This window comes from Microcoleus sp. B7-D4 (genome assembly GCF_036705125.1).
Lineage (GTDB): Bacteria > Cyanobacteriota > Cyanobacteriia > Cyanobacteriales > Microcoleaceae > Microcoleus.
Genome location: NZ_JAUBTT010000106.1, coordinates 1 through 21,083, shown reverse-complemented (window position 1 = coordinate 21,083; position 21,083 = coordinate 1). Strand labels below are relative to the sequence as shown.

18 protein-coding genes are annotated in these 21,083 nt (G+C 46.3%); 12 read left to right on the top strand and 6 right to left on the bottom strand.

The window, feature by feature from the left end:
- The first annotated feature begins 275 nt into the window (after window positions 1-275).
- From QUB12_RS31160 to galT, 4 genes are all read left to right on the top strand, one after another.
- Window positions 276-470: a hypothetical protein gene (locus tag QUB12_RS31160; protein ID WP_333146225.1), complete on the top strand. Its 195-nt coding sequence runs from the start codon at window positions 276-278 to the stop codon at window positions 468-470.
- Window positions 471-488: 18 nt separating this feature from the next.
- On the top strand, window positions 489-2,714 hold the full coding sequence (locus tag QUB12_RS31155) for an ATP-binding protein (RefSeq protein ID WP_333146226.1): 2,226 nt from the start codon (window positions 489-491) through the stop codon (window positions 2,712-2,714).
- A 441-nt stretch (window positions 2,715-3,155) separates the two neighbouring features.
- Entirely contained in the window at window positions 3,156-4,835 is a 1,680-nt protein-coding gene (locus QUB12_RS31150; protein WP_333146228.1) for an AarF/ABC1/UbiB kinase family protein, read from the top strand.
- Between the two features lie 488 nt (window positions 4,836-5,323).
- Window positions 5,324-6,412 carry a galactose-1-phosphate uridylyltransferase gene (gene galT / locus QUB12_RS31145; protein WP_333146230.1) on the top strand — a complete coding sequence of 363 codons (1,089 nt, stop codon included), beginning with the start codon at window positions 5,324-5,326 and terminating at the stop codon, window positions 6,410-6,412.
- A gap of 59 nt (window positions 6,413-6,471) precedes the next feature.
- Here the strand turns inward: galT and QUB12_RS31140 are convergent, their stop codons facing one another.
- Entirely contained in the window at window positions 6,472-6,753 is a 282-nt protein-coding gene (locus QUB12_RS31140; RefSeq protein WP_333309994.1) for a hypothetical protein, read from the bottom strand.
- Between QUB12_RS31140 and QUB12_RS31135 the strand changes: the two genes are divergently transcribed.
- Window positions 6,743-7,768, top strand: a complete 1,026-nt coding sequence (locus QUB12_RS31135) for a M24 family metallopeptidase (RefSeq protein WP_333146234.1) — start codon at window positions 6,743-6,745, stop codon at window positions 7,766-7,768. The two genes, QUB12_RS31140 and QUB12_RS31135, sit on opposite strands and share 11 nt — an antisense overlap.
- Window positions 7,750-7,926 (top strand): hypothetical protein, encoded by a 177-nt coding sequence (locus tag QUB12_RS31130; protein ID WP_333146251.1) that lies wholly within the window; start codon window positions 7,750-7,752, stop codon window positions 7,924-7,926. The genes QUB12_RS31135 and QUB12_RS31130 overlap by 19 nt, the downstream gene beginning before the upstream one ends.
- A gap of 344 nt (window positions 7,927-8,270) precedes the next feature.
- Here QUB12_RS31130 and QUB12_RS31125 read toward each other — a convergent pair whose 3' ends face one another.
- From QUB12_RS31125 to QUB12_RS31115, 3 genes are all read right to left on the bottom strand, one after another.
- Complete coding sequence (locus QUB12_RS31125) at window positions 8,271-8,522, bottom strand: TIGR02450 family Trp-rich protein (RefSeq protein ID WP_242725377.1); 252 nt, start codon at window positions 8,520-8,522, stop codon at window positions 8,271-8,273.
- Window positions 8,523-9,453: 931 nt separating this feature from the next.
- Entirely contained in the window at window positions 9,454-9,606 is a 153-nt protein-coding gene (locus tag QUB12_RS31120; protein WP_333119930.1) for a hypothetical protein, read from the bottom strand.
- A 1,568-nt stretch (window positions 9,607-11,174) separates the two neighbouring features.
- Window positions 11,175-13,010, bottom strand: a complete 1,836-nt coding sequence (locus QUB12_RS31115; RefSeq protein WP_333301062.1) for a caspase family protein — start codon at window positions 13,008-13,010, stop codon at window positions 11,175-11,177.
- A 279-nt stretch (window positions 13,011-13,289) separates the two neighbouring features.
- On the opposite strand from QUB12_RS31115, the gene QUB12_RS31110 reads away from it, so the two are divergent.
- The 5 genes from QUB12_RS31110 to QUB12_RS31090 all read left to right on the top strand — a co-directional run bounded on the left by QUB12_RS31110 (window position 13,290) and on the right by QUB12_RS31090 (window position 17,111).
- Window positions 13,290-13,991: a V4R domain-containing protein gene (locus QUB12_RS31110; RefSeq protein ID WP_333128737.1), complete on the top strand. Its 702-nt coding sequence runs from the start codon at window positions 13,290-13,292 to the stop codon at window positions 13,989-13,991.
- A 93-nt stretch (window positions 13,992-14,084) separates the two neighbouring features.
- Complete coding sequence (locus tag QUB12_RS31105) at window positions 14,085-14,351, top strand: hypothetical protein (protein ID WP_333042386.1); 267 nt, start codon at window positions 14,085-14,087, stop codon at window positions 14,349-14,351.
- Window positions 14,352-14,521: 170 nt separating this feature from the next.
- Complete coding sequence (locus tag QUB12_RS31100; RefSeq protein WP_333146239.1) at window positions 14,522-14,989, top strand: phycobilisome protein; 468 nt, start codon at window positions 14,522-14,524, stop codon at window positions 14,987-14,989.
- Window positions 14,990-15,039: 50 nt separating this feature from the next.
- A complete protein-coding gene (locus QUB12_RS31095; protein ID WP_333146241.1) occupies window positions 15,040-15,702 on the top strand; it encodes a V4R domain-containing protein in 663 nt (220 codons plus the stop codon).
- A gap of 242 nt (window positions 15,703-15,944) precedes the next feature.
- Window positions 15,945-17,111: a pentapeptide repeat-containing protein gene (locus QUB12_RS31090; protein WP_333146243.1), complete on the top strand. Its 1,167-nt coding sequence runs from the start codon at window positions 15,945-15,947 to the stop codon at window positions 17,109-17,111.
- 17 nt (window positions 17,112-17,128) lie between these two features.
- On the opposite strand, the gene QUB12_RS31085 is transcribed toward QUB12_RS31090, so the two are convergent.
- On the bottom strand, window positions 17,129-17,599 hold the full coding sequence (locus tag QUB12_RS31085; RefSeq protein WP_333146245.1) for a phycobilisome protein: 471 nt from the start codon (window positions 17,597-17,599) through the stop codon (window positions 17,129-17,131).
- 38 nt (window positions 17,600-17,637) lie between these two features.
- Window positions 17,638-18,120, bottom strand: a complete 483-nt coding sequence (locus QUB12_RS31080; protein ID WP_333146247.1) for a 2Fe-2S iron-sulfur cluster-binding protein — start codon at window positions 18,118-18,120, stop codon at window positions 17,638-17,640.
- Between the two features lie 502 nt (window positions 18,121-18,622).
- Between QUB12_RS31080 and QUB12_RS31075 the strand changes: the two genes are divergently transcribed.
- The gene (locus QUB12_RS31075) at window positions 18,623-20,560 is read left to right on the top strand and encodes a serine/threonine-protein kinase (protein ID WP_333146249.1); all 1,938 of its coding nucleotides are present in this window, start codon (window positions 18,623-18,625) and stop codon (window positions 20,558-20,560) included.
- Window positions 20,561-21,083 lie beyond the last annotated feature (523 nt).

Sequence of the window (21,083 nt, the reverse complement as noted above, 5' to 3'; positions counted from 1 at the left end):
TTGTTAAGATCACAAACTTAAATAGGAAACATCACAGGGTGAGGAGATGGGTGTCACTAAGCGGTCTCTAGAAAAACTTCATACTACTAATAACCGTCAATCGATTTTAGATTTTAGATTTTAGATTTTAGAGGCGACCCCACGGATAAATACGTTCGGCAAGTTTCATCGGATACAGGTTTTTTATTTTTGGACGGATGAATCCAGGGGCTTGTATCCTAGATGCGAGGGGGTCAAAATTAGCGGGAATGGGATTGATAATCATCCGGTAAAGGATGGTAAAGTTCATCCCGTACAGATCGAAGGGTAGAAAACAGGAAAATAGAACTCAGTCAGCTCTGGGTATATTTTCACATATCGATCGACCCGCCGATCGGCTGCACAAACACAGAAAGCAGCCTCATAACCGTCAAGCCGACAGTTATGGAGAGGTTCTAGATTGGCAGCGGGAGCCGGCTCAAACATCTTAGAATAAAGGCTTGGTTGCCATGATCGATCGCCAGGGAAATCAAGACTTTACTTCGATCGACAGATCGCCGTCAGAGTCTTGCACTTTGCATTTACCGCAAATCCAAGAACCAGTATCAGTCCAAAAATTTCTGGATCGTCTTATGCAGTTCCAGGTCGATCCTGCCCTTATCGGGCGACAAATTTGCCAACTTCTCGCCACCAGCTTCGATCGAGAACTCCTGCTGCTGCAAATAGCCAATACTTTGGGGGTTGCATGGGGGGCAGATTTCTGTGTGGTTACTGCTGTGGTTGGCCAGAAAGTAGTAAATCCGAATGCTTACTGGCAAAATAGCAGCGATTTTCCCTATGTGGCTGGTGTTGCGGATTCCACGGAAACACCGGAACACCCCCAAACCACAAGATTAAAACCGCCTAGCATATCACTCCAACACCCCGCTTGGGCAAACGTCCTAGCAGACGGCGAGATAGTGGCGATATCCGACTATCTTGATATTCCGCCAACTTCATCGCCCAATTCCCCTGTGACTCCGCTGCCTTTTCGGGCAATTTTGGCAGGGCCTGCGCGATTTGGAGGGGCTGTAAATGGCATGATGATTGTTGGTAAGTCGCAACCTCACGAGTGGTCGGTAGCCGATCTGCAGCGCCTTGAATCCGCATCAGACGCGATCGGCAGCGCGATTTCTCACCTTCAAAAAACTCAAGAAATTGCCAGCTTAAACGAACAGTTACAGCGACAAGCTAAATACAAAAATCTACTCAGGTCAGTTGCTGCATCGATCGACACCAATTCAGAAGTCGATCGAATATTGCAGCAAGTTATTGAAAATACCGTCGATACCCTGGAAGTAGATAGAGGTCAAATCCTCCTATTGAAATATACAGATCCTCTATTTACAACTTGCTCCCCCAATCAAACTCCCAAAGCGAAAGTCGAATTAGTTGGCGAATATGTTGTAAAAAAATATCCAAACAAACAGGCAATATCACAAAGCGCGATCGGCAAAAAAAGCTCAACACCCAAAACAAAAAACAAGGATAAAACTGCTAATTCCCAATCCAGAATCCCCAACTCAAAACCCAATAACTCTCCCGCTTTTTGGCTGTCAGAATCTAATTTGTGCCACCAAGCATTCCACAGCGCACCCAAACCCCTCGCCCTCGTTGACACAGGCGAATTAATCGGCAAAGAACAAGAGGCAGCCACAGCAATTTTGAAACTCCAAGGCATTCGCGGCTTGCTGCTGGTTCCCCTCACGGGCGGTAGCTGCCACGAAACAGTTTTAGGTTTCTTGGTTTTGCAGCACTCCGAGCCGCGCACTTGGAGCCCGGAAGAATTAGAAGTTCTCGAATCAGTCAGCGCTCAAGCGAGCAAGATGATTATCCAAACTCAAACGCTTAAGGAATTGCAAACCGTAGTCTTCGACAGAACCGCTCAGTTGCAGCAAAGCCTCGACGTGCAGGGGAAGCTGTACGAACAATCTGCCAATCAGCTAGAGCAAATGCGGAAATTGAAGCTGATTAAAGACGAGTTTCTCAGCACTCTGAGTCACGAGTTGCGTACCCCTTTAACAATCATGAAGCTGGCGATTCTGATGCTCAAACAAGCTGAACAGCCGTCAGCGAATCGAACTAAGTATCTCGACATTCTAGAACAGCAGTGTTCTAAGGAAACTGCTCTGGTTAACGATTTGCTGGCCCTCAAGCAGTTTGAGCCTCAGCAATTCCCGATTTCTCTAATCAAAATCGATCTCAACCGTTTATTTCAAGATTTAGTTAGGGATTTTGAAAAACAGTGGGCGGATAAGCAATTGACTCTTAAGGTGGATTTGCCCAAGTTGACCCCTTGCTGGGAAACTGACCCGGACATTCTCAATCGGGTACTACTGGAACTACTGACGAATGCTGGAAAATACTCTGCTTCTGGAACGGCGGTAGTTTTGGAGGCGTCTGAGGCAGCCGGCTATATTGTCCTGAGCATTTCTAATTTCGGGCGCGGCATTTCTGCGGCTGATTTGCCCCACATCTTTGACAAGTTCCGCCGTGGCACTGGCATTACTGACCAAGCTATCGCCGGTACGGGTTTGGGTCTGGCGCTGGTAAAGTCTTTAGTGCAGCACTTGAATGGTACTATTGATGTATCTAGCTGTCCTGCCGAAAGTTCAGAAGCTGACAATTTGTGGCGCACATCTTTTACTCTGACTCTGCCGCAATTAGCAGCGGAACTCTGTAATGTAGAAGAATAGTTCGGTTGAGAAGCTGCTGGGAATTGGCAGCGAACAGGCGAAACTAGAAGACTTGCCCGAAGAGGGAGATTTGGAAATGTCGTAAACGCTACCAAGTCCTCTGTTTTGAATTGTTGGTCTGGTTGCCGTCTAAATTGCCGGTTCTCGATTGCTGATTTTCCCCAGGACTTATATTATGCCAGGTTATTAGCCTGTAATTAGCGCGTGTTTGTAGTGAGTACGACTGTCCTCTATTTATTAATTAATCAGGACTTGCATTACTTACTAGGAACTTAATTATAATTGTATAGCCGGAGATGATATTAGGCAGTATAGACCAAAGAAACTGAGTTTTGTAACTGTTTCAAAGGTCTGCAACCCGTCTTTTCGTACAAGCCGGTTTCTGCGTCCTGGATAGTCCCTAAAAATTGTCACGGTGCATGGAATTTGATCGCCAATATTATGCTCACAAAAGCTGCACCTAAAACCCTGCGTTGGCAACGTTCTAAATATTCGCCACTGGCACGGCAAATAGACATTTTTGCAGCGGCGGGAAAGTTTATGTTTTTTTTGTGGTGGGACGCACTGCTGCAAAATAATTCGCCTCAAACTAGGAGAATTCGCGCTCATTGGTTGGTCAATACTTTGCTGAATTTAGGCCCGACTTTTATTAAAATCGGGCAGTCTCTCTCGACTCGGGCGGATTTGCTGCCGCTTGAGTATGTGAAGGAACTCGAACAGTTGCAAGATCGGGTTCCTCAGTTTAGTTCCGAAGAGGCGATCGCTCTTGTAGAATCAGAGTTAGGCAAGGATATTTATGCTTTGTACCGCGATTTTGACCCGTCGCCTCTGGCGGCTGCGAGTCTGGGACAGGTGCACAAAGCAAGGCTGCACACCGGGGAAGATGTGATTGTAAAGGTGCAGCGTCCGGGTTTGGAAAGTTTATTTGATTTGGATGTGAAGGCGGTGCGCCAAGTGATGCGTTTTTGCGATCGCTATTTGCCTGGGACGCGCAAGTATGACCTGGAATCTATTTATCACGAGTTTTTTAAGATTTTATATCAAGAAATTGACTACCTGCAAGAAGGTAAAAATTCCGATCGCTTTAGCCATAATTTTCGAGAATATCCTCAGATTATTGTCCCGAAAGTCTACTGGCAATACACTACTAAAAAAGTGCTAACTCTAGAATACGCACCCGGTATTAAAGTAGACGACCGCATTAGTTTAGAGGCGATTGGAGTCGATATTGTGAAACTCAATCAACTCGGAATTTGCTGTTATTTGAAACAGTTGTTAATTGACGGTTTTTTTCAAGCTGACCCGCATCCGGGAAATTTGGCGGTGACAGAAGATGGTAGCTTAATTTTTTACGATTTTGGGATGATGGCTGAGGTGAAGTCTCTGGCTAAAGACCAAATGGTCAAGACTTTTTTTGCTGTGATGAGAAAGGATACTGACGAGGTACTCAATACTTTAATTACGATCGGCTTAGTTGAGCGGATGCCGGATATGATGCCGGTACGCAGGCTGATTGCTTTTCTGTTGGATAAGTTTATTGATAAGCCGATCGACTTTCAAGCTTTTAATGAAATTAAGAACGAACTTTACATCATGTTCGAGCAGCAACCGTTTCGCTTGCCTGCAGAAATGATGTTTATTGTCAAGTCGGTAACGACTCTCGACGGCATTGCTAGAACTCTCGACCCTGAGTACAATTTCATAGCATCCGCTCAGCCTTTTGTCAAGAGTATTGCGGTGAGCAAGGGGCGGGGAAATGCGATCGGAGAATTGGCAAGGCAAGCGCGAAGTTTTATTACATATAAGTTACGGCAGCCGAGTAAATCGCAAGTTTTTCTCAAGCGTTTGGAGCAGCGAATTGAAGAGGGCGAACTGCAAATTAGAGTGCGAAATCTAGAGAGCGAAAGAGCCTTGAAACGCATTAATTTAGCCCTGAAAACTCTAATTTTCGCTTGTTTGACTGGTTTTGTGTTTTTGTCGGGTGCAGTGCTGCTAGTGGGCGGATATCAAACGGGGGCGATCGCAGCTTTTGCGGTTTCGGGATTCGGTGGCTTGTTTCTGTTGCGATCGTTGTTAGATTTGTTGGTTAAGGAAAAGCTCGATCGAATGGTCGATCGATAAATATAGTGGGTAATTGGGAATTGCGATCGTAGTCAGGACTTTAGCCCTCATTAAAAAAACTAATGCTGACTCATCTCTCCTGCAATAGTTAGTCTGACGAGTATCCTTTCCTACTGCTATATCTTGTTAAACAGGAGAATTGGTGATTTTTTGAGCCATCAAGTTTTTAATCTCGTGAGGCTCACTCTTGATGAGAGAAAAAGGAGATCCCTTATTTTGCACCCTATATATAGGGGGCCTGCGTAAGTCCTGTCAAAGCTAAAGTCCTCTTAGATACGAATCAAGAACTCATTAGTCCTCATAGCGAGCACCTTAGCTAAAAACCCCGTGGGTTTCAACCCCTGGCGGACTTGCGGACGATCGGCTGACGTTGGTACTGCAAACTAAACTTGTTAAAATAATTTGCGACTTTAGGTAGGGGCGGATGCTCAAAGCACGAAGTTATACTCCTAACATATATTAAACGCGATCGCCCGCCCCTACAAAAAATGTACGCCCAAACATTGCTAAAACCAGACGGCCGCCCACTCACACTGTACAGTCGCTACCCAATCCCAGAAGGTATCGCGGCCGTAAGTCCCAGCAATGAACCCGTAGAGGCAAACCCGCACTTTCGGTGGCATCCTTTGCGGGGGGAATGGGTAGCATACGCCAGCCACCGTCAGGGAAGAACTTTCATGCCGCCGCCGGAATACAACCCGCTGGCAGCTACAATTAACGCTAAGTTTCCGACAGAATTGCCGCCGGGAGATTACGATGTAGCAGTGTTTGACAACCGCTTTCCCTCGCTGACTTTGCAAGCAAAAAACGCACCTGCAAATATTGTCGAAACTTTGCCCGCCAAGGGCATTTGCGAAGTCGTTGTTTTTACTCAAGATCCGCAGGCTTCCTTGGCTTCTTTGGAGTTATCTCACTTGGAATTATTGTTAGAAGTATGGGCCGATCGCACTTCAGTTATTGGCCGCAATTCCGAAATTCAATACGTCTTGCCCTTTGAAAATCGCGGCGTCGAAGTCGGAGTAACTTTGCACCATCCCCACGGTCAAATTTACGCTTATCCGTTCGTGCCACCGGTGCCGGCACGGATGTTAGAATGTCAATCGGTTTACTATCAAAAAAATAGTACCGGTTTGCTGCAAGATTTGATTCAAAAAGAGATTTCCGACAAACAGCGAATTATTTATTTAGACTCCGAGGCGATCGCCTTTGTCCCCGCTTGTGCCCGCTACCCTTACGAAGTGTGGATAGCCCCGATCGCCCCCGCTGCTACATTTGTCGATTTGACGGAAAAACAGCGCCAATCACTCGCTAAGGCCTTAAAAACAGTCACCCTCAAATACGACGGTTTGTGGCATCGCCCGTTCCCTTATTTGATGGCTTGGTTTCAAGGGCCCACAGACGGGAAACCCCATCCAGAAGCGCATTTGCACGCCCAATTTTATCCGCCCTATCGATCGAGCGAGCGATTAAAATACCTAGCAGGAACCGAACTCGCCGCCGGAATGTTTGCCAACGACGCTTTACCCGAAGAAAAAGCTAAAGAATTGCAAGCAGTATCTATCGATTTTGGATTTTAGATTTTAGATTTTAGATTTTAGAGATTGTAGATTTTAGATTTAGCCAATGTTAACTAAAATCAGTGATTTTCTTCCTTCTTCCTTCTTCCTTCCCCCCTTCTGGGGGAGCGGGGAGTTGACTTCTTCGTTCTTCGTTCTTCCTTCTTCGTTCTTCGTTCTTCCTTCTTCGTTCTTCGTTCTTCCTTCTTCGTTCTTCGTTCTTCCTTCTTCCTTCTTCGTTCTTCCTTCTTCCTTATTTCATATATGATAAACTCATTAAACCCAGAAGTTGAAAGCAAACTCGAATTCATCCGCAAAGCCTTAACCGAAACAAAAGCGAGATCCCTTCGCTTGCGAGGCACTGACTGGTTTGCCTGGGCCACAGCCGGCGGTTCCCATACAGTATTGCTAACCGCAGAAACCGGAGTTGCAGAAATATTAATTACTGCCGAAAACGCTTGGGTTCTCACCGATGAAATCGAAGCTCAACGCTTGCAGGACGAGGAATTGCCAGCCAACTTTCAAATGCACATCTATCCTTGGGCTGATGTTGCACAGCGCGAAGCTTTCGTCAAAAAAATTACTGGTGGCGGTAACGTCATGAGCGATCGGCCAACTTCCCAAGAAAGGCCAATAATCGCATCTTTACAATCCCGCAAACAGACAATGATGTCAAGCGAATTAGAGCGATATCGGCGAGTCGGGCGTTTAGCCAGCGAAGCGATGACAGAGGTACTTTCCGCCGCCAAGCCCACATGGACAGAATATCAGCTAGCGGGAGCCGGTGCAGAGGCATTGTGGGCGAGAGGTTTGCATCCAGCCCTGACATTAGTTGCGGGAGAAAGGCGTTTGCCGCTGTACCGCCACGCCACAGCAACCGCCGAACAAATTGGACGACAAGCAATGTTAGTATTTTGCGCGAGGGGATGGGGTTTGTATGCAAATTTAACTAGATTTGTCTGTTTCGATTTTCTTGGGGAAAAGCATTCAGAGTTGCACCGACAAGTCAGAGAAATTGAAGCAGCGGCCCTAAATTTTTGCCGACCGGGAGTAACGCTGAATGCGGTTTATGATACGCTTAAAACTACTTACGAAGAGCACGGATATCCTCAAGCAATTGCGGAACACCATCAAGGCGGAACTACGGGATATTTGGCGCGGGAAATTGTGGCGAATCCGGCTACTTCAGATATTTTGGCAGAAAATATGGCTGTGGCTTGGAATCCTAGTTTGTCGGGAGCAAAAATTGAGGATACTTTTTTAATTCACAGCGATGGAACGTTGGAAAATTTGACTTTTGATCCGAATTGGCCGAGTGTTGAAGTAGCGGGAAGGTTGCGCCCAGTACCGCTGGAAAGATGGAACGATCGACCTTAGTCAATCTCAAGCACTACCGAGCGATCGCAACCCGCTACGACAAACGCGCTGCAAACTTTTTAGGTGCAATTTATCTAGCAGCTTCTGTCATTTGGGTTAATTTAGGACACGCCTCAGAGGAAAAAAAGGACACTACCCTACAAAATGCATTAAATTGAGTTCGGATCGCCGTACTTAATGTTTTGTTACATACGGATGATTTTTCCCACCGACTTACTTAAGCAAAAACGCTGCTACATAAGGGTTTCCAGAACTTGTAGTTATGTAAAAGATTTTTCAACACCGAAAAAGTCTCATATCGCTTCCGGTTGCATCAAAATAATAAAATCGAGTTAACAGTTAATACTCAACCATTGAGTTTTTCCACCCCTCCTTCAACAGTCAACAGTCAACAATCATGTATGAGTGCAACCGGAATTGATATCACTCCGTATTGGTTTGGATCGCAACGATAGCAGCAGGCGACGGAAGTTCCGCTCACTCTACCCCACAGCCCTGTCTTTTAGTCTGCTGTTTCTAATTCCTCTAATTCTTGCGTAGACTGCCATCCAGCTTGCCAGAGCGATCGGTCTTTGAGCTGTGCGGCGTTCAGCCAAAAACGGACATTTGGATCGCAAGCCGCCACCATTTCTGCAAATACCCATTTACCTTCGTTTTTTCGGTTGACGACTTGAAAGTGTCGCCACCCCCAAGTTTTTTGGTGTGAAGTCCATCGGGAACCAACTAAATAAGGAAATTTTTGTTTTTTGCTCACAGTATTTTTGTGGAAAAATATATTAGAAAGCAAGTGAATTGTAATATAGCCATGCTAAATCCTTTGTGTAATTCTTGTAGGGGCAAACCCCCTGTGGTTGCCCCCATGAGGTCGGGGTAGGCAAAGAAAGGCACTATCCCTACATCTTTGTACGACTCCTGCAAAGATTGCTATAACTCGTTCTGTTTGATGATATTAATTCCCTATTAAAGCTCGTCAAATCTTCTCCCCCTCTCCCCTTCTCTAGAACATACCAGATAATATAGAGCCGCAGCAGCTTACATGAGACTTCACCTGGGAGCATCTCACCTTTGCAGCCCTCCGCTAGAAATAGGAGTTTTGAGGCAGGAGGCAGAAGGCAGGAGGCAGAAGGAAAGATGAAGAAGGAAAGATGAAGAAGGAAGGAGCCAGAAGAAGGAAGGAGCCAGAAGAAGTATTTTTACAAATATGAGATGCTCCCCTTCACCTAAACTCTATCTGCAAGTAGATGCGTTCATTGTAACTTGCAGCAGTTTCGGATCGGGGTTCAAAAGTAAGGGCAGTTCAATGACTGCCCCTGTAATTAGTTATACCTATTGAATAGGATAATTTTTCAGGCGATCCACAAATAGCCTATTTATCCAATACCAGCTAAATCGTGAATCTCAAATCTAAAAGCAAATAACCCAGGTTATAGTTGTGCAGAATAATCCCTTCTGTGAAACTTACTCAAATCTACTTTTAGAGCAGGTTTGACGTTCACTTCCTGCTTCAACCAAGGCGGTCGGCCGCTTCTTGTCCACAGGCGTGTTTTCGAGCCCAACTTTCCCTACAAACATTTTTTCAATCTTAATCGTGTTTCATTGATCCTGTACAGCTCAATAAAAACGAACTTTTAGGTAAGATTGACTAATTTCTTTGATTCTGTCGCTACCTCTTGATTACTTCCCTGTTAAGGCTTTTGGCCGGATAAGTCCAGAGGAAGTTGGGGAAGCCGGAGGCGAACCGCATTTGTTTGCAGCCACAGAGTGATAGCGTGCTTCCGTTGCGGAGTCACGTACTCTCCGGGTCGGATCACGCCAGCACAGACGCCGATGTTTTTCATAAGGGTTTCTCGCTCCGATGAACTTGCACCCTGTAGCAACCTGACTTGGGCTTTGATAAAATCCACGTTCATAGCTGAAAGTAAAAGTAAGTAAAGAACTCAGTTAAATAGCGATGCTTTGCTTCCGATTGTAACTCTAAAACCACTTGGTATGAATCAAATTGATTCAACATCCCCAGGATGGGGATCGGGGCGTCTAGAGCTAGCCAACTTTATTTACTTTATCTGTTTTTGCTAGCAAAAGTGTCACTATGCTAGCAGTTTTGGCAGAATTCTTTATAGTTAAGAACTGTTACAAAGTTGGCTCGATTTCCACCATACGGCAGAGTTTAGTGCTAACGCTACTTTCCTGAACTCAAAAAGTTCAGCATTGTCTCCAACTCCTTGCCTTCCTAGGTTTTACACCCCCCGATTGGGAAGCGATCGCTCCGGGAACATTCCTATTCGATCGCCCCTCTTAACACCCGGACACTGCCACATCACCCTATTGATTTAGCTCGTCCTGTAGACTTGGCTGTGGACTATAACTTTAGGCATACGTGTTGTTACCGGGGCTACAATAAGCGAGCAAGTTTTTATTCTTGTTTCTCAAGGAAATATTTTTGGGATTTTCTTGCAAAGCCCTTATTTGTGTTAATTAAGGCAGCGTTGTGAGCTCCGGGCCAACGAAGACTCGCAGCTTGCGAATCCAGATATTTTGTGCTGTGTGGCGGTGAATCTGTTTCCTGAATTCATTGAGGGCGATCGCTCGTCGGCGAGAATTGCCAGTAACGGCTCATTTTGTATAATTCATAACAGATCGGTCACTGCTAATAATTTAAAAACAGCACAAGTTTAAACAGTGTTCCATCCGTCGATCGCTCCTAATAGCCCACAAAGAGCGATAAAAAAAATTAACTCTGCATACCCGATCTTTTAAGGCGATTTTGCCTTAGCCATTTCCCTTAGATAGCAATTCGATATAGCCCAATTTGCTGACCAATAAAGTTAAAATTAACTATAAATTAAGCGCATAGTATTATTACCCAATAAACTACAAAAATTAACTTTTTCTTGACTATTAAAATTAAATAATTGCACAGTTCTTCAGCATTTAAACATATATATACCGCCAGTTTTATTGTTAAAACACCTCGTTTTTGACGGTGAAAGCGCCGAGTTAGAGAACTCTGGATGTGAATTAAAGATATTAATTAACCCGCGTTGCACAATTTGAGGATTATTGTGGGGAGTAGGGTTAGGCGTCCCGCCTGCTGTGAAAATACACGCCTTCAGGCTCATGGGCCCATCCACAAAAAACATCAAAATCATCCCAGTATTATGCAACCCCAATTAACCAGCCCATACGATATCTTTCACTCTACAAAAACGAACCTGCCAGGGGGCATAGAAAATCCCCTCCCGCCGAAGCTGGGGAGGGGAAATGGTGCAGAAAATTATTGGTTTTAAATTATCGATATGTCGGTCTCTTTTTTGCACTATCAAGAGGTATCGAGCGAGCGAACGACCTACTTCGGTCAGTCGCTAAGATAATTTCCCGGTGGCAAACCGAGAAATTATCAACTAAATCAACCTTTTTTCTGCTGGCGTTGGAGCTTCGTTTTCCAATTGGCGATATCCTTCTGAGCCGGCTGATAACTCTTAGTACCCGACGGCACCAGCGAAGCAGCTTCAACTGCCTCTTTCAGCTTTCCTTGAGAGCCGCGCAACTTAGCAATTTTGAGAATACTTTCGCTCCACTCTCCAATTAACTGTTGAGCTTCTTCATACTTCGGCTGACCGGGTTCAATTTTATTAGCTTGCTGGATGCCTTTACTGTAAGAAGAGGCAACCCCCCGCTTAATTTGACCCTTAGCAGCCGATAGCAAAGCAGCATTTACATCCTGGTCTTTGGATAGCTCCTCCCACTGAGCGATCGCCTGTTTCGACTGATTGTACACAGGCTTATTGACATCCGGCATCAATTTAGCCGCGCCGATCGCCCCCTGGAAATCGCCCCGAGCAGCCCGCCCGTTAGCTATATCCAAAATCGTTAAACTCCAGCGCTCAATATCCTGCTGAGCCTGCGGGAAGAGCGGATCGCTAGGCGGAATCGTTCGAGCCTTAACCACCGCTTTATTAAAACTAGAAGCCGAACCATCCTTAAGGAAAGTTTTTGCCTCAGCCCACACCTGCTGGCTCGATGGTGGCTGCTTGGTTCCACTCCCTGCTTGCACCGCCCGCGGTTGGTTTTGCGACCCCCCAGTACCAATAGATTGTTGAGCTCCAGGGTTTTGGGCATTTTCAGCCGGCGATCGAGGATCTCTTTCCTGCTGACCAATAAAAATTGATTTGTTCGTCACAAAAACACCCAACAGCAGTACCAAAGCCGTAGCTGAACTCCACAACACTAGCTGCTGCAAAAATGACTTATCCGACCCCCCGTTATGCTCATCCTGCGGCTTTTGCAAGTTCGGTCGATCGCCCCCCCGATCGGCAGGGGCCACAGCATTCGGCTGCGACACAGGCGGCATCTCAACCGGCGAATCCTCAGCATTGCGAACTGCCGGAGGCAAATCCATTCGAGCCGTAGCCGTAGCCATTTGCGGGTGATCGAACCCATCAGCCGTACCAACCGTCATATTGCCGTTGCGTCCGGCCAACGCAGCAGTTGGTACCCCTGAAGCATCCGGCAAAATCACCAAATTAGCCTTTCCCGGAGGATGCACCACCATCAAAGGTTCTTGTTTCGGACGCAAATGGTGGTCACACAGCTCCGGCACTCGATCGCTCAAAAAACGGTCTAAACCCTTAATGGTCATGCACTGTCCCGATCGTAGCCCCTCCAAAAGCGCCGTCGTAAAAAACCCCTGACGCAAAGCCGAAGTTTCCCGCGAAACTTGATTCGGGCGGCAAGAAAGCACCGTCGGGATTTCCCGTTCCCGCGCCAGCTCAACCGTTTGAGAGCCGATCTTTTCCCCCGCTTTCACAATCTGGCTGCGGTTCATATCAACCAGCACCAATACCGTTTCCGTAGGAGCGTTTTTCAGAGTATTCAACAGCAACTCTACCGGAATCCCCGTACCCTGAATGTCAGCCGGATTGCCGTCAATCGGCATCAAATAATCCTTACCTTCATAGCTGACACCGTAGCCGCTAAAAAAACACCAGAGTAAATCTCCTTGTTGCACATGTTGCGCGCAGAGGCTTTGGGTCAATCTCAGAATATTTTCCCGATTTGGATATGTAGATTGACCCCACAGCGACGGCGAGCTATCGGTCATCAGTAGACATCCATCCGGCGCAAAACCCGCCTCCTCAGTCAAAAAACCGTACAGCGCCTCTGCATCCTCTTGGGCATAACTCAAAGGCTGGAGTAACTGATATTGATTGATGCCTATTGCAATACAAGCGTGATTTTTCATCCCCATATGCCCTATATATATAGTGGACAGCTTGCACAAAACGATAACACATACTCGTTTAAGGTTATACCCACTTTCGCCAGCACTCACACAGTTGTCCGAAGGCAGAACTCCCAACAAGCCCCCAAATTTAGCATCCTAGAATTTTTAATTTTTATATTGCAGTAAAAAATTATACCCGGTGCCTGCCTTGAGAAAAATAAAGTTAAATTGGATACATAGCCCAGTCTATTTGACTCTAATTTTCACCAAACTACACCAAAAAGGAATAACCCGCCAATGGTCTCTACCGCCAAAAAAGAAATCTCCCCTCACAGCGAATCATTACTGAAGCAAAAGCATCCTAAAACTCATAGCCACTATAGGTTTCAGGATTTTTTTGCCTTCGATCGCCAGATGGGTACAATTGACGACTGGAATGAGTCACGCAACATTTTTACCAGCGAAGACTTCATTATCGGTTTGGTGGAGGGGCTCGAAGAAGAAGTCGGCCCCGCGTCCTCTGTCATCATGTATACTATTGGTTGCCAGTGGGGACTCCAAGATTCCGAATTTTTTCAAAAATGGTTTAGTGCCGAATACAGCCAGAACATTCGCCAGTCAAATCTCATGTTTCTGCTAGAAACTTGGTGGTGGCCTTTCACGGCTCAAGGTTGGGGTCGCTGGGAAGTAGACATGAGCGATCGCAAACACGGCTGCATCTTCATCAACCTCTTTGACTCAGCAGTTGCTCGCACATTGGGAGACGTAGGCAAACCGGTTTGCCACCTATACGCCGGTTTGTTCGCCGGTTTCTTCGGCTCTTTAGTCAAAAAGCCTCTGAGCTGCATAGAACTCCAATGTTACTCAATGGGAGAAACCTATTGCAAGTTCCTGCTTGGCAACCCAGATAAAATTGATGCAGCAGCATTCTGGCTCAACGAAGGTGCCAACGCCCGCGATATTCAAAATCGATTGCAACACGGTGAAATATTGCGGTAAACAACCTGGAAAGGCACATCCCCTGCCCTGCCTTTCCTCCCACCAATTTCGCCATGAAAGTGCGATGGTGGATTTCTCCAGGCAGGAAGAAAGATGAAAAGTCAAACTTCATGGTTGGACCAATCTGTCCAAGAATTCTTTGGTCACTATAATTGGCTGGGAAAATCTTTAGAAACCCCAAATGGCTCGACCCCCGGTCAACTTCTGAGTTTAACCCAGCCCGTAGCAGACTTTTTTCAAGCTATTTCTTGGGAAGGAATTCCGGAAGTAGGTGCCCTACCCCTACCGCCACCCTTGCCAGTAATTTCTATTTCTGAACAAGCAGAAGTCACCATTGATGACCTATTTGACCTGTTTTAATCTGTGTTCCAAATGGAAAATAAAAAATAGGGCAATCCCTCATCCATCTTCCCTCACCCATCTTTCCTCCTCCCTCAAAATCCATTAGTTAAACCCGTTAAATCCCGTACATAGCTCGTTGCCGAACTTCCTTCCTTTTATCAATTACCGATTACCACTTAATTAAAATCATGCACCCTGAGATTGAGGCGCTGCTGGATCAGGCAGAAAACCGCTTTTTAAAAGGCGAAGAACTCATGGCTTTTAAGCGTCAAGCTGTAACCCTTGTCCAGCGCTTAAAAATTTACGAATTTTTGCGAGAGAAGGAAGCAAGCATCTTCCAACCAGTAGCCAACAAACTACAAGAAACATTCCCCGACGAAAAACAAGAAACCTTAGAAAGATCGCTCAAACATTGGGTGTTAGTCTTGCGGTACTGCGCTATGGCTATGCTGCTAAACGATCAAAATTTTCTCGAACAGCGCCTTGTAGACTGGCTTTCCGGCATAGTCGAAGCCCACCAAACTCAAAAGATCGAAGCAACTGTTTGCAATCTGCTGCAAACTCGCTTAAAAGAATTGCTTTCCGAGCAAGCCCGGGCTATATTGCAACCATTTTTCGACCAAGCGCAGTCAATTATTGACCAAGGTAATAAATAATCAGCTTTCTTCCCAATTTCCAATTCCCGATTCCCAATTCCTAATTTCCGATGATTAATATTGCCGACTTACTCAAACAGCCCCGACTCCCTGGAAACTACTTTGCCAGCGATGCCTACGTCCGAGGCGACCTCGAACTCGGCCTCCTCGAAAACCGCCGGGGCGATCGGCTTTTAGCACTCCCAGAAACACTGATTCAAGCCATTTATATCGGCTTAGAACAAGAAACAGGTCAAGCCTCCCGCCTCGTGCTTTTCAACTGCGGTCGCTGGTGGGGTAAAAACTTCTACGTGCGTTTTTGCGAAGAAGTTAGCGAATACTACGGTCAGCCAGTTTCTGAAATGGAAATGGTAGAATTTCTTCAGTCCTTACAGCAGTGTTGGAAAACTCATGGATGGGGAACATTTGAATTTGACCCCAGCTATTCCGAACAGGGATTTTTAATAGTAAAAATTGCTAACTCTCTTTTTGCTAAAACAGCTCCCAAGTCTAAGCGACCGGCCTGTTTTTTAGAAGCAGGTATTTTAAGTGCGTTCTTTAGTCAGCTTACGGGTCGAGAACTTCACTGTCTGCAAACATCCTGCGAATCATTGGGATCGGACTGCAACCGCTTTATTTTAGGGCTGCGCGAGCGCCTCCAACCGGGCGAGTCTATGGTCGAAGAAGGAAAAGACCATGAAGCTATTCTCACTCAACTTTTTCAAAAAAACTGACTTATTTGACAGCTATTAGTTTGTTGCTAATAGCTGTCAAATCGATTTTTGGGCAGCCATATTATCGACCGTATCATCAAAACTGTGAGTTAAATTATAAAAAAGCTCGTGAGTTAAAAAATAAGGTTTTAGCAATTCAAATAAAACCTGATGAGAACTAGCAGCTAGAAACTTCATAACTTACTCTAGAAACTCATAAAATTTAAAAGCCATCAAAACCTCAAACATTTTGCTAGAACTTAATGGACGCCAATGAACTTCTAACTCGATATGCAGCCGGCGAAAGAGATTTTAGACTGGCCAATCTGCGCGGCATTGTGTTGAGTCCGATCGATTTATACCGTTCCAGCGATGCCCCAACTCTAATTTTGGCAAACCTCAACCAACACCAGCAACGACCCTACTTAATCGGTGCTAACCTCAGCGGGGCCGACCTCACCAAAGCCCATCTGAGCCGAGCCAATCTCAGCAAAGCTGACCTCAGTGGAGCCAATCTCACCGGCGCCAACCTCATGGCAGCCAGTCTGAGTGGAGCCAATCTGAGCGATGCCAATCTCACCGGCGCCAACCTAGCCGGATCTCATCTGAATTGGGCAAACCTGACCGGAGCAATTCTTCCCAATGCTAATCTCATAGGTGCAGATATGAGCGCCGCTAACCTCACCAAAGCCATTCTCACTGAGGCAAATCTCAGTAAAGCCTATCTGATTAAAGCCAATCTCAACGGAGCAAACTTCAAAGATGCTTACTTAAGTCTAGCGAGTCTCAAAGAGGCAGACTTGACCGAAGCACAGCTCACCGGAGCCGAATTATCCAAAGCCAACCTAGCCGGAGCCAACTTAACCCGTGCTAACCTCAGCAAAGCCAACCTGTTGAAAGCTAATCTCAGGCGAGCTAACCTCACTCAAGCCTATTTAAACGGCGCGTGCTTGAGCGGATCAGACCTTAGCGAAGCTTGCTTAGATAGAGCCAATTTGTGCAAAGCAGACCTCAGCAAAACCTACCTGAGAAACATTACTTTGAATGGCAGCCACTTAAGCGGTATTAACCTCAGCGGGGCAGATCTGGGCGGTGTAGACTTGAGCCGCAAACTTTTAACTGGAATTAATATGGCAGAAGCATTGTTGAACGAAGCTAACTTGAGCGGTGCTTATCTGATGGAAGCTAACTTGAGCGGAGCAAACCTCAGCAAAGCCAACTTGAGTCTAGCCTACCTGATCAATGCCGACCTTTCTAATTCTTGCCTGCATGAAATTAACTTGACCAAAGCTAACCTGAGTAAAGCCAACTTGCAGAAAGCTGACTTGACAGGAGCCAACCTCCGGGGAGCCATTCTCACTGAGGCGGATTTGACGGGAGCGAAGTTGATTGGAGCCACTCTTCCTAACGGCACAGTTTATCGGCGTTAACTTGTCAACCCCCTTGATTATTTGCCTAGTAAAGTGCGGTTGATGTCCAGAATTGGAAAAAATAGGTTCCTTTCTTCCACTGTGAGATATTGTTTGAGAACCTTTTTCATCACATCGTAAGTCACGGTCGCACTATTTCTAACTTGAACAGCGCCTAAAATAGTTTGCAACCAAAGTAGTAGCCGATCGCGCAATCGTTCCGTATCATTAATCAACAGTGCGGCCGCCGAATGCCTCAACACCCGCACAATATCTCCACGGCACTTTTCAGTCATATCGTTACCCCCCCGCCGAAATAAACTAGGGTCTAGAGACAGCATTTGTGCTTCCACTTGCCGCATAATTTCTGTTTCAGATGCTTGAATTTTTTTATAAGCACTCATCCGGTGATTCAAAGACTGAAAGTAGTCTTTCAAAAATTGGAGTTCTTCTGCACTGGCGTAGCGTCCGTCTGCTTCCATGCTCAAACGCGCAAGTTGGCTCAACATAGATTTTTCTCTACTACTAAAATACAAACATATCAGTTTTAAGCTTGTTTAGTCCGAACTAAATACTGTCCTACTTGAAAGCGGGTTTCATTAAGCTGTGTAACGATAGAACGAGTAATTAACTTTCCTGATTCTACAACTACTTGACCCGTAATTGGGTGTAATAAATCTTGCTGGGCCCGGCGGCCGATCAGAGCTTCGACATTTTCAATAGCATTAATGTACATCCCCGCAGGCAACTCTACAACCACACCCTCGCCCATAATTTGAGCCTGACAAGCAAGTCGCGAATTGGCTTTAGCCGTTGTAATGACTTCCAACGTCCTTTTCTCGCGGCGGTTCATGTCCGACAAGCCTTCCATGCCTTCTTTAATGTAAACATGGCAGGTAGCGCACATTCCCCGCCCCCCGCATTCCTTGAGAACGTCTAAGTCTTTGGAAAGTAAGGCAGATAGGATATTCGATCGGGTTTCGACTGCTATTTCCTCCGCAATTGGATCTAGTTTAATAATTTTAACCATATTGATGTTTGCTCCTGTCAAGTTCAGTATTTAGCAAGTTACGATCAACTTATTCAAAGCGCAAAAAAATTTGGCTAACACTCAAAAAGGTTAAGATGCCTTGACGACAGCATCGGCTTCTGGCTCTCTAACCCCTATGGCATAACCGCACTTCTGTTTTGGTCATATCGCTGTTCCCTGGCCCCGATTCCCCAGCTTAGCCTTTAAAAGCTAAAACCTTAGAGACTTTCTGCATGGCATTGAAAAAACTGTAATAGTCGCGATCGACTAAAATAGCAGCCACAGGTAGTTCCCGATCGGGTACCGGCATCCGGCAAGATTGATAGTGATTCCGAAGCTCAAGGATTTTAGTAGGTGCGACTGTGCGATCGCTCTCAAGGAGGCTGAGAATGAACCTGAGATAACATAGGCTGTACCTGGCGAGCGATTCAAAAAGTTGAATTTTTGTCAGAATTATTTACATATTTTAATACTAGCTCAAGCTTTTTCTATAATTAGACCGATGCAACATTCTAAGTACCGCATTTTAGGGCTAGTCGGACAAGGACAATTTGGTCGAGTCTTTTGTGCCAGCGTTCGAGAAGCTCCCGCCCAGGACTCCCGCCTCACCAGCCAACTGGTTGCTCTCAAAGAACTTAGTCATCAAAAAGCCCCAACTAGCGAATTCTTGCGAGAACTGTGGTTTCTGATCACCTTGCAGCACCCGAACATTGTTACCTGCCGAGCTCTAGAACACACAGCTACAGGCCGGTACTTGGTTATGGACTACTGCGAGGGAGGAACCCTCCGCAACCTGCTCAAACAAGAGCGCCCCTTGCGTCTGCTCGAAGGTTTGCAGCTCGTCATGGAAGTTTTAGCCGGCTTAGACTACGCCCACCGCCGAGGCGTAGTTCACTGCGACATCAAACCCGAAAATATCCTCCTAACTTTAGGAGCAAAAGGTTGGTCGCCCCGGCTTTCTGACTTTGGCATCGCGCGTCGGCTGCCAGAAATAGGTACCACTCGCCTCCACCAAGAAATTTCTCCCGACGCTACCGTAGGTTCCCCCGCTTACATGGCCCCTGAGCGGTTTTACGGTCTCTTTTCGCCGATGTCAGATATATATGCAGTAGGAATTCTGCTGTTTGAATTGCTAATGGGCTACCGCCCTTTCGGGGGAACCCCCGGAGATTTGAGGTGGGCGCACCTGAATCAACGCTTGCAATTTCCCGACGCCATCCCCGAACCTTTGCAAGCAATAGTCAAAAAATCTTTAGAAAAGCTGCCAGCCCGCCGTTTTGCCAGTGCTTCCCAAATGGCTCAAGCTCTGCGGCTGATCATGTACGACCCTGCTGTCAGACAATTGGGCGACTGCATTATTCCCTGGGAAAATCCCACAACCAGTGGTGATAAAGGTCTGAAGTCGGAAACTGAGTCTTTGCTAGAAGTTGAAGAGGAAAAAGCTTCACAGTCGGCTATTAATTTACTTCGGACTGTGCGCTATTCGCTTTCGCAGGCAAAGCCACTGATACTTCCTGCACCGTTGACCGCTTTAATTGCCACTGAAACGTATCTCTATGCTGCTGTAGGTACAGAGGTGAAGATTTGGTCTCAGCCGGAAAAACAGCTAGTTACAGGAGAAATGTCTACTTCTATTTCATTAATGCCGGAAATCGTGCGCGGCATTTTACCTGTTTCCAACGGCTGCTGCGTTCTCACTCCGCAAAAACTTTACTGGCTCAATGAACACTCTTGGGAGCCTCAGTGTTTGCTGGATATGGGTTTGAGGCAAGGCCCAGATGCTTTAAAAGCTGCTATTGACTCTCACGGCAACTGGTTGACAGTAGCGGTTCCCGGCGAACTGCGTTTTTATTCTTTAGCGGCAAACAGCACGGCGGGCGATCGGAAAAAAGCGCTGAAGCCGATCGCTACTGTGCCGTTACCAGAACACTATTTACCAGAATTAATGTTTTTGGATCGGCGACACGTCTTAGCAGTTTGGCCTGACAACGAACCAAAAAATCCTCAAACTATTTTTAGAGTTTACACTCGCCGCGGCACGCCGGTGGGTTCTGTGCGGTTGTCTGCCAGCGTGGGACAGATGCTGTTGACACCTGAGCCTTATACTTTGCTGGGAATTCCCCAAGGTGGTAAAGCGGCTGTGCTGTTGATGAAATTGTGGCCGCTCAAGGTAGCGCGAATTCCCCTGGAAAGTTTGCCCGTGTCTGCTTGTGTGGCTAATTGGGGATGGGTGTTGGCAGATGTTGAGGGGCAGATAGAAGTGTTAAACAGTCAAGGGATTCAAGTAGGGAATTTTAGCAGCCCCGCCTCACCCCGGGCGATCGCTCCTTGGGGGAATAGAGGTTTGGTGATTGCTGTCAATACTGAGGAAGAGAGTCACTTGCACTTTTTGGATGTAGATGTTGAGGAGACCAACTCGCGCTCGCTCATCAAGGGCTGATAACTGGGGTAACTGAAGGAGTTTGGGGGTGTAATTCTGGAGAGTGTATTTGGGGGCGATCGATTCCTGGGAGTTCGATCGGGGCTAGAGTACCGTGTCGTGTCAGCTTCTGGATTTTGAATCAGAGGAATTGTTAAGGGCGATCGGCTCAATCTGAGACCCAAACCTCCCTCAGTAAAGTCCCAGAAATGCAGACACCACTTACATATATATATATGACTCATGCACCAGCCTGCTTCTGTCATCCTCACCCTGTGATCCAGCCTCACCCCTTACACTCTAACTTTGCCTAACCTCTACTCCAAGTAAGCCCCATCATGTTGAACCACTGAGCCCTTCTACCCATGCGCGGGAAATAGTCTGCCCCAAAGTCCAATCTTGCCCCAAAAAAAGACCCCATAGTTAAAAGAGGAGTCAGCCAGGGGATACCGGAGCAGGTCATAAATGCCGAAACCCTTGGTGTGTATAGGTTCAAAAAAAAGTCAAAAATATTTTCACAAAACGCTTGACAACTCTGGGGAGA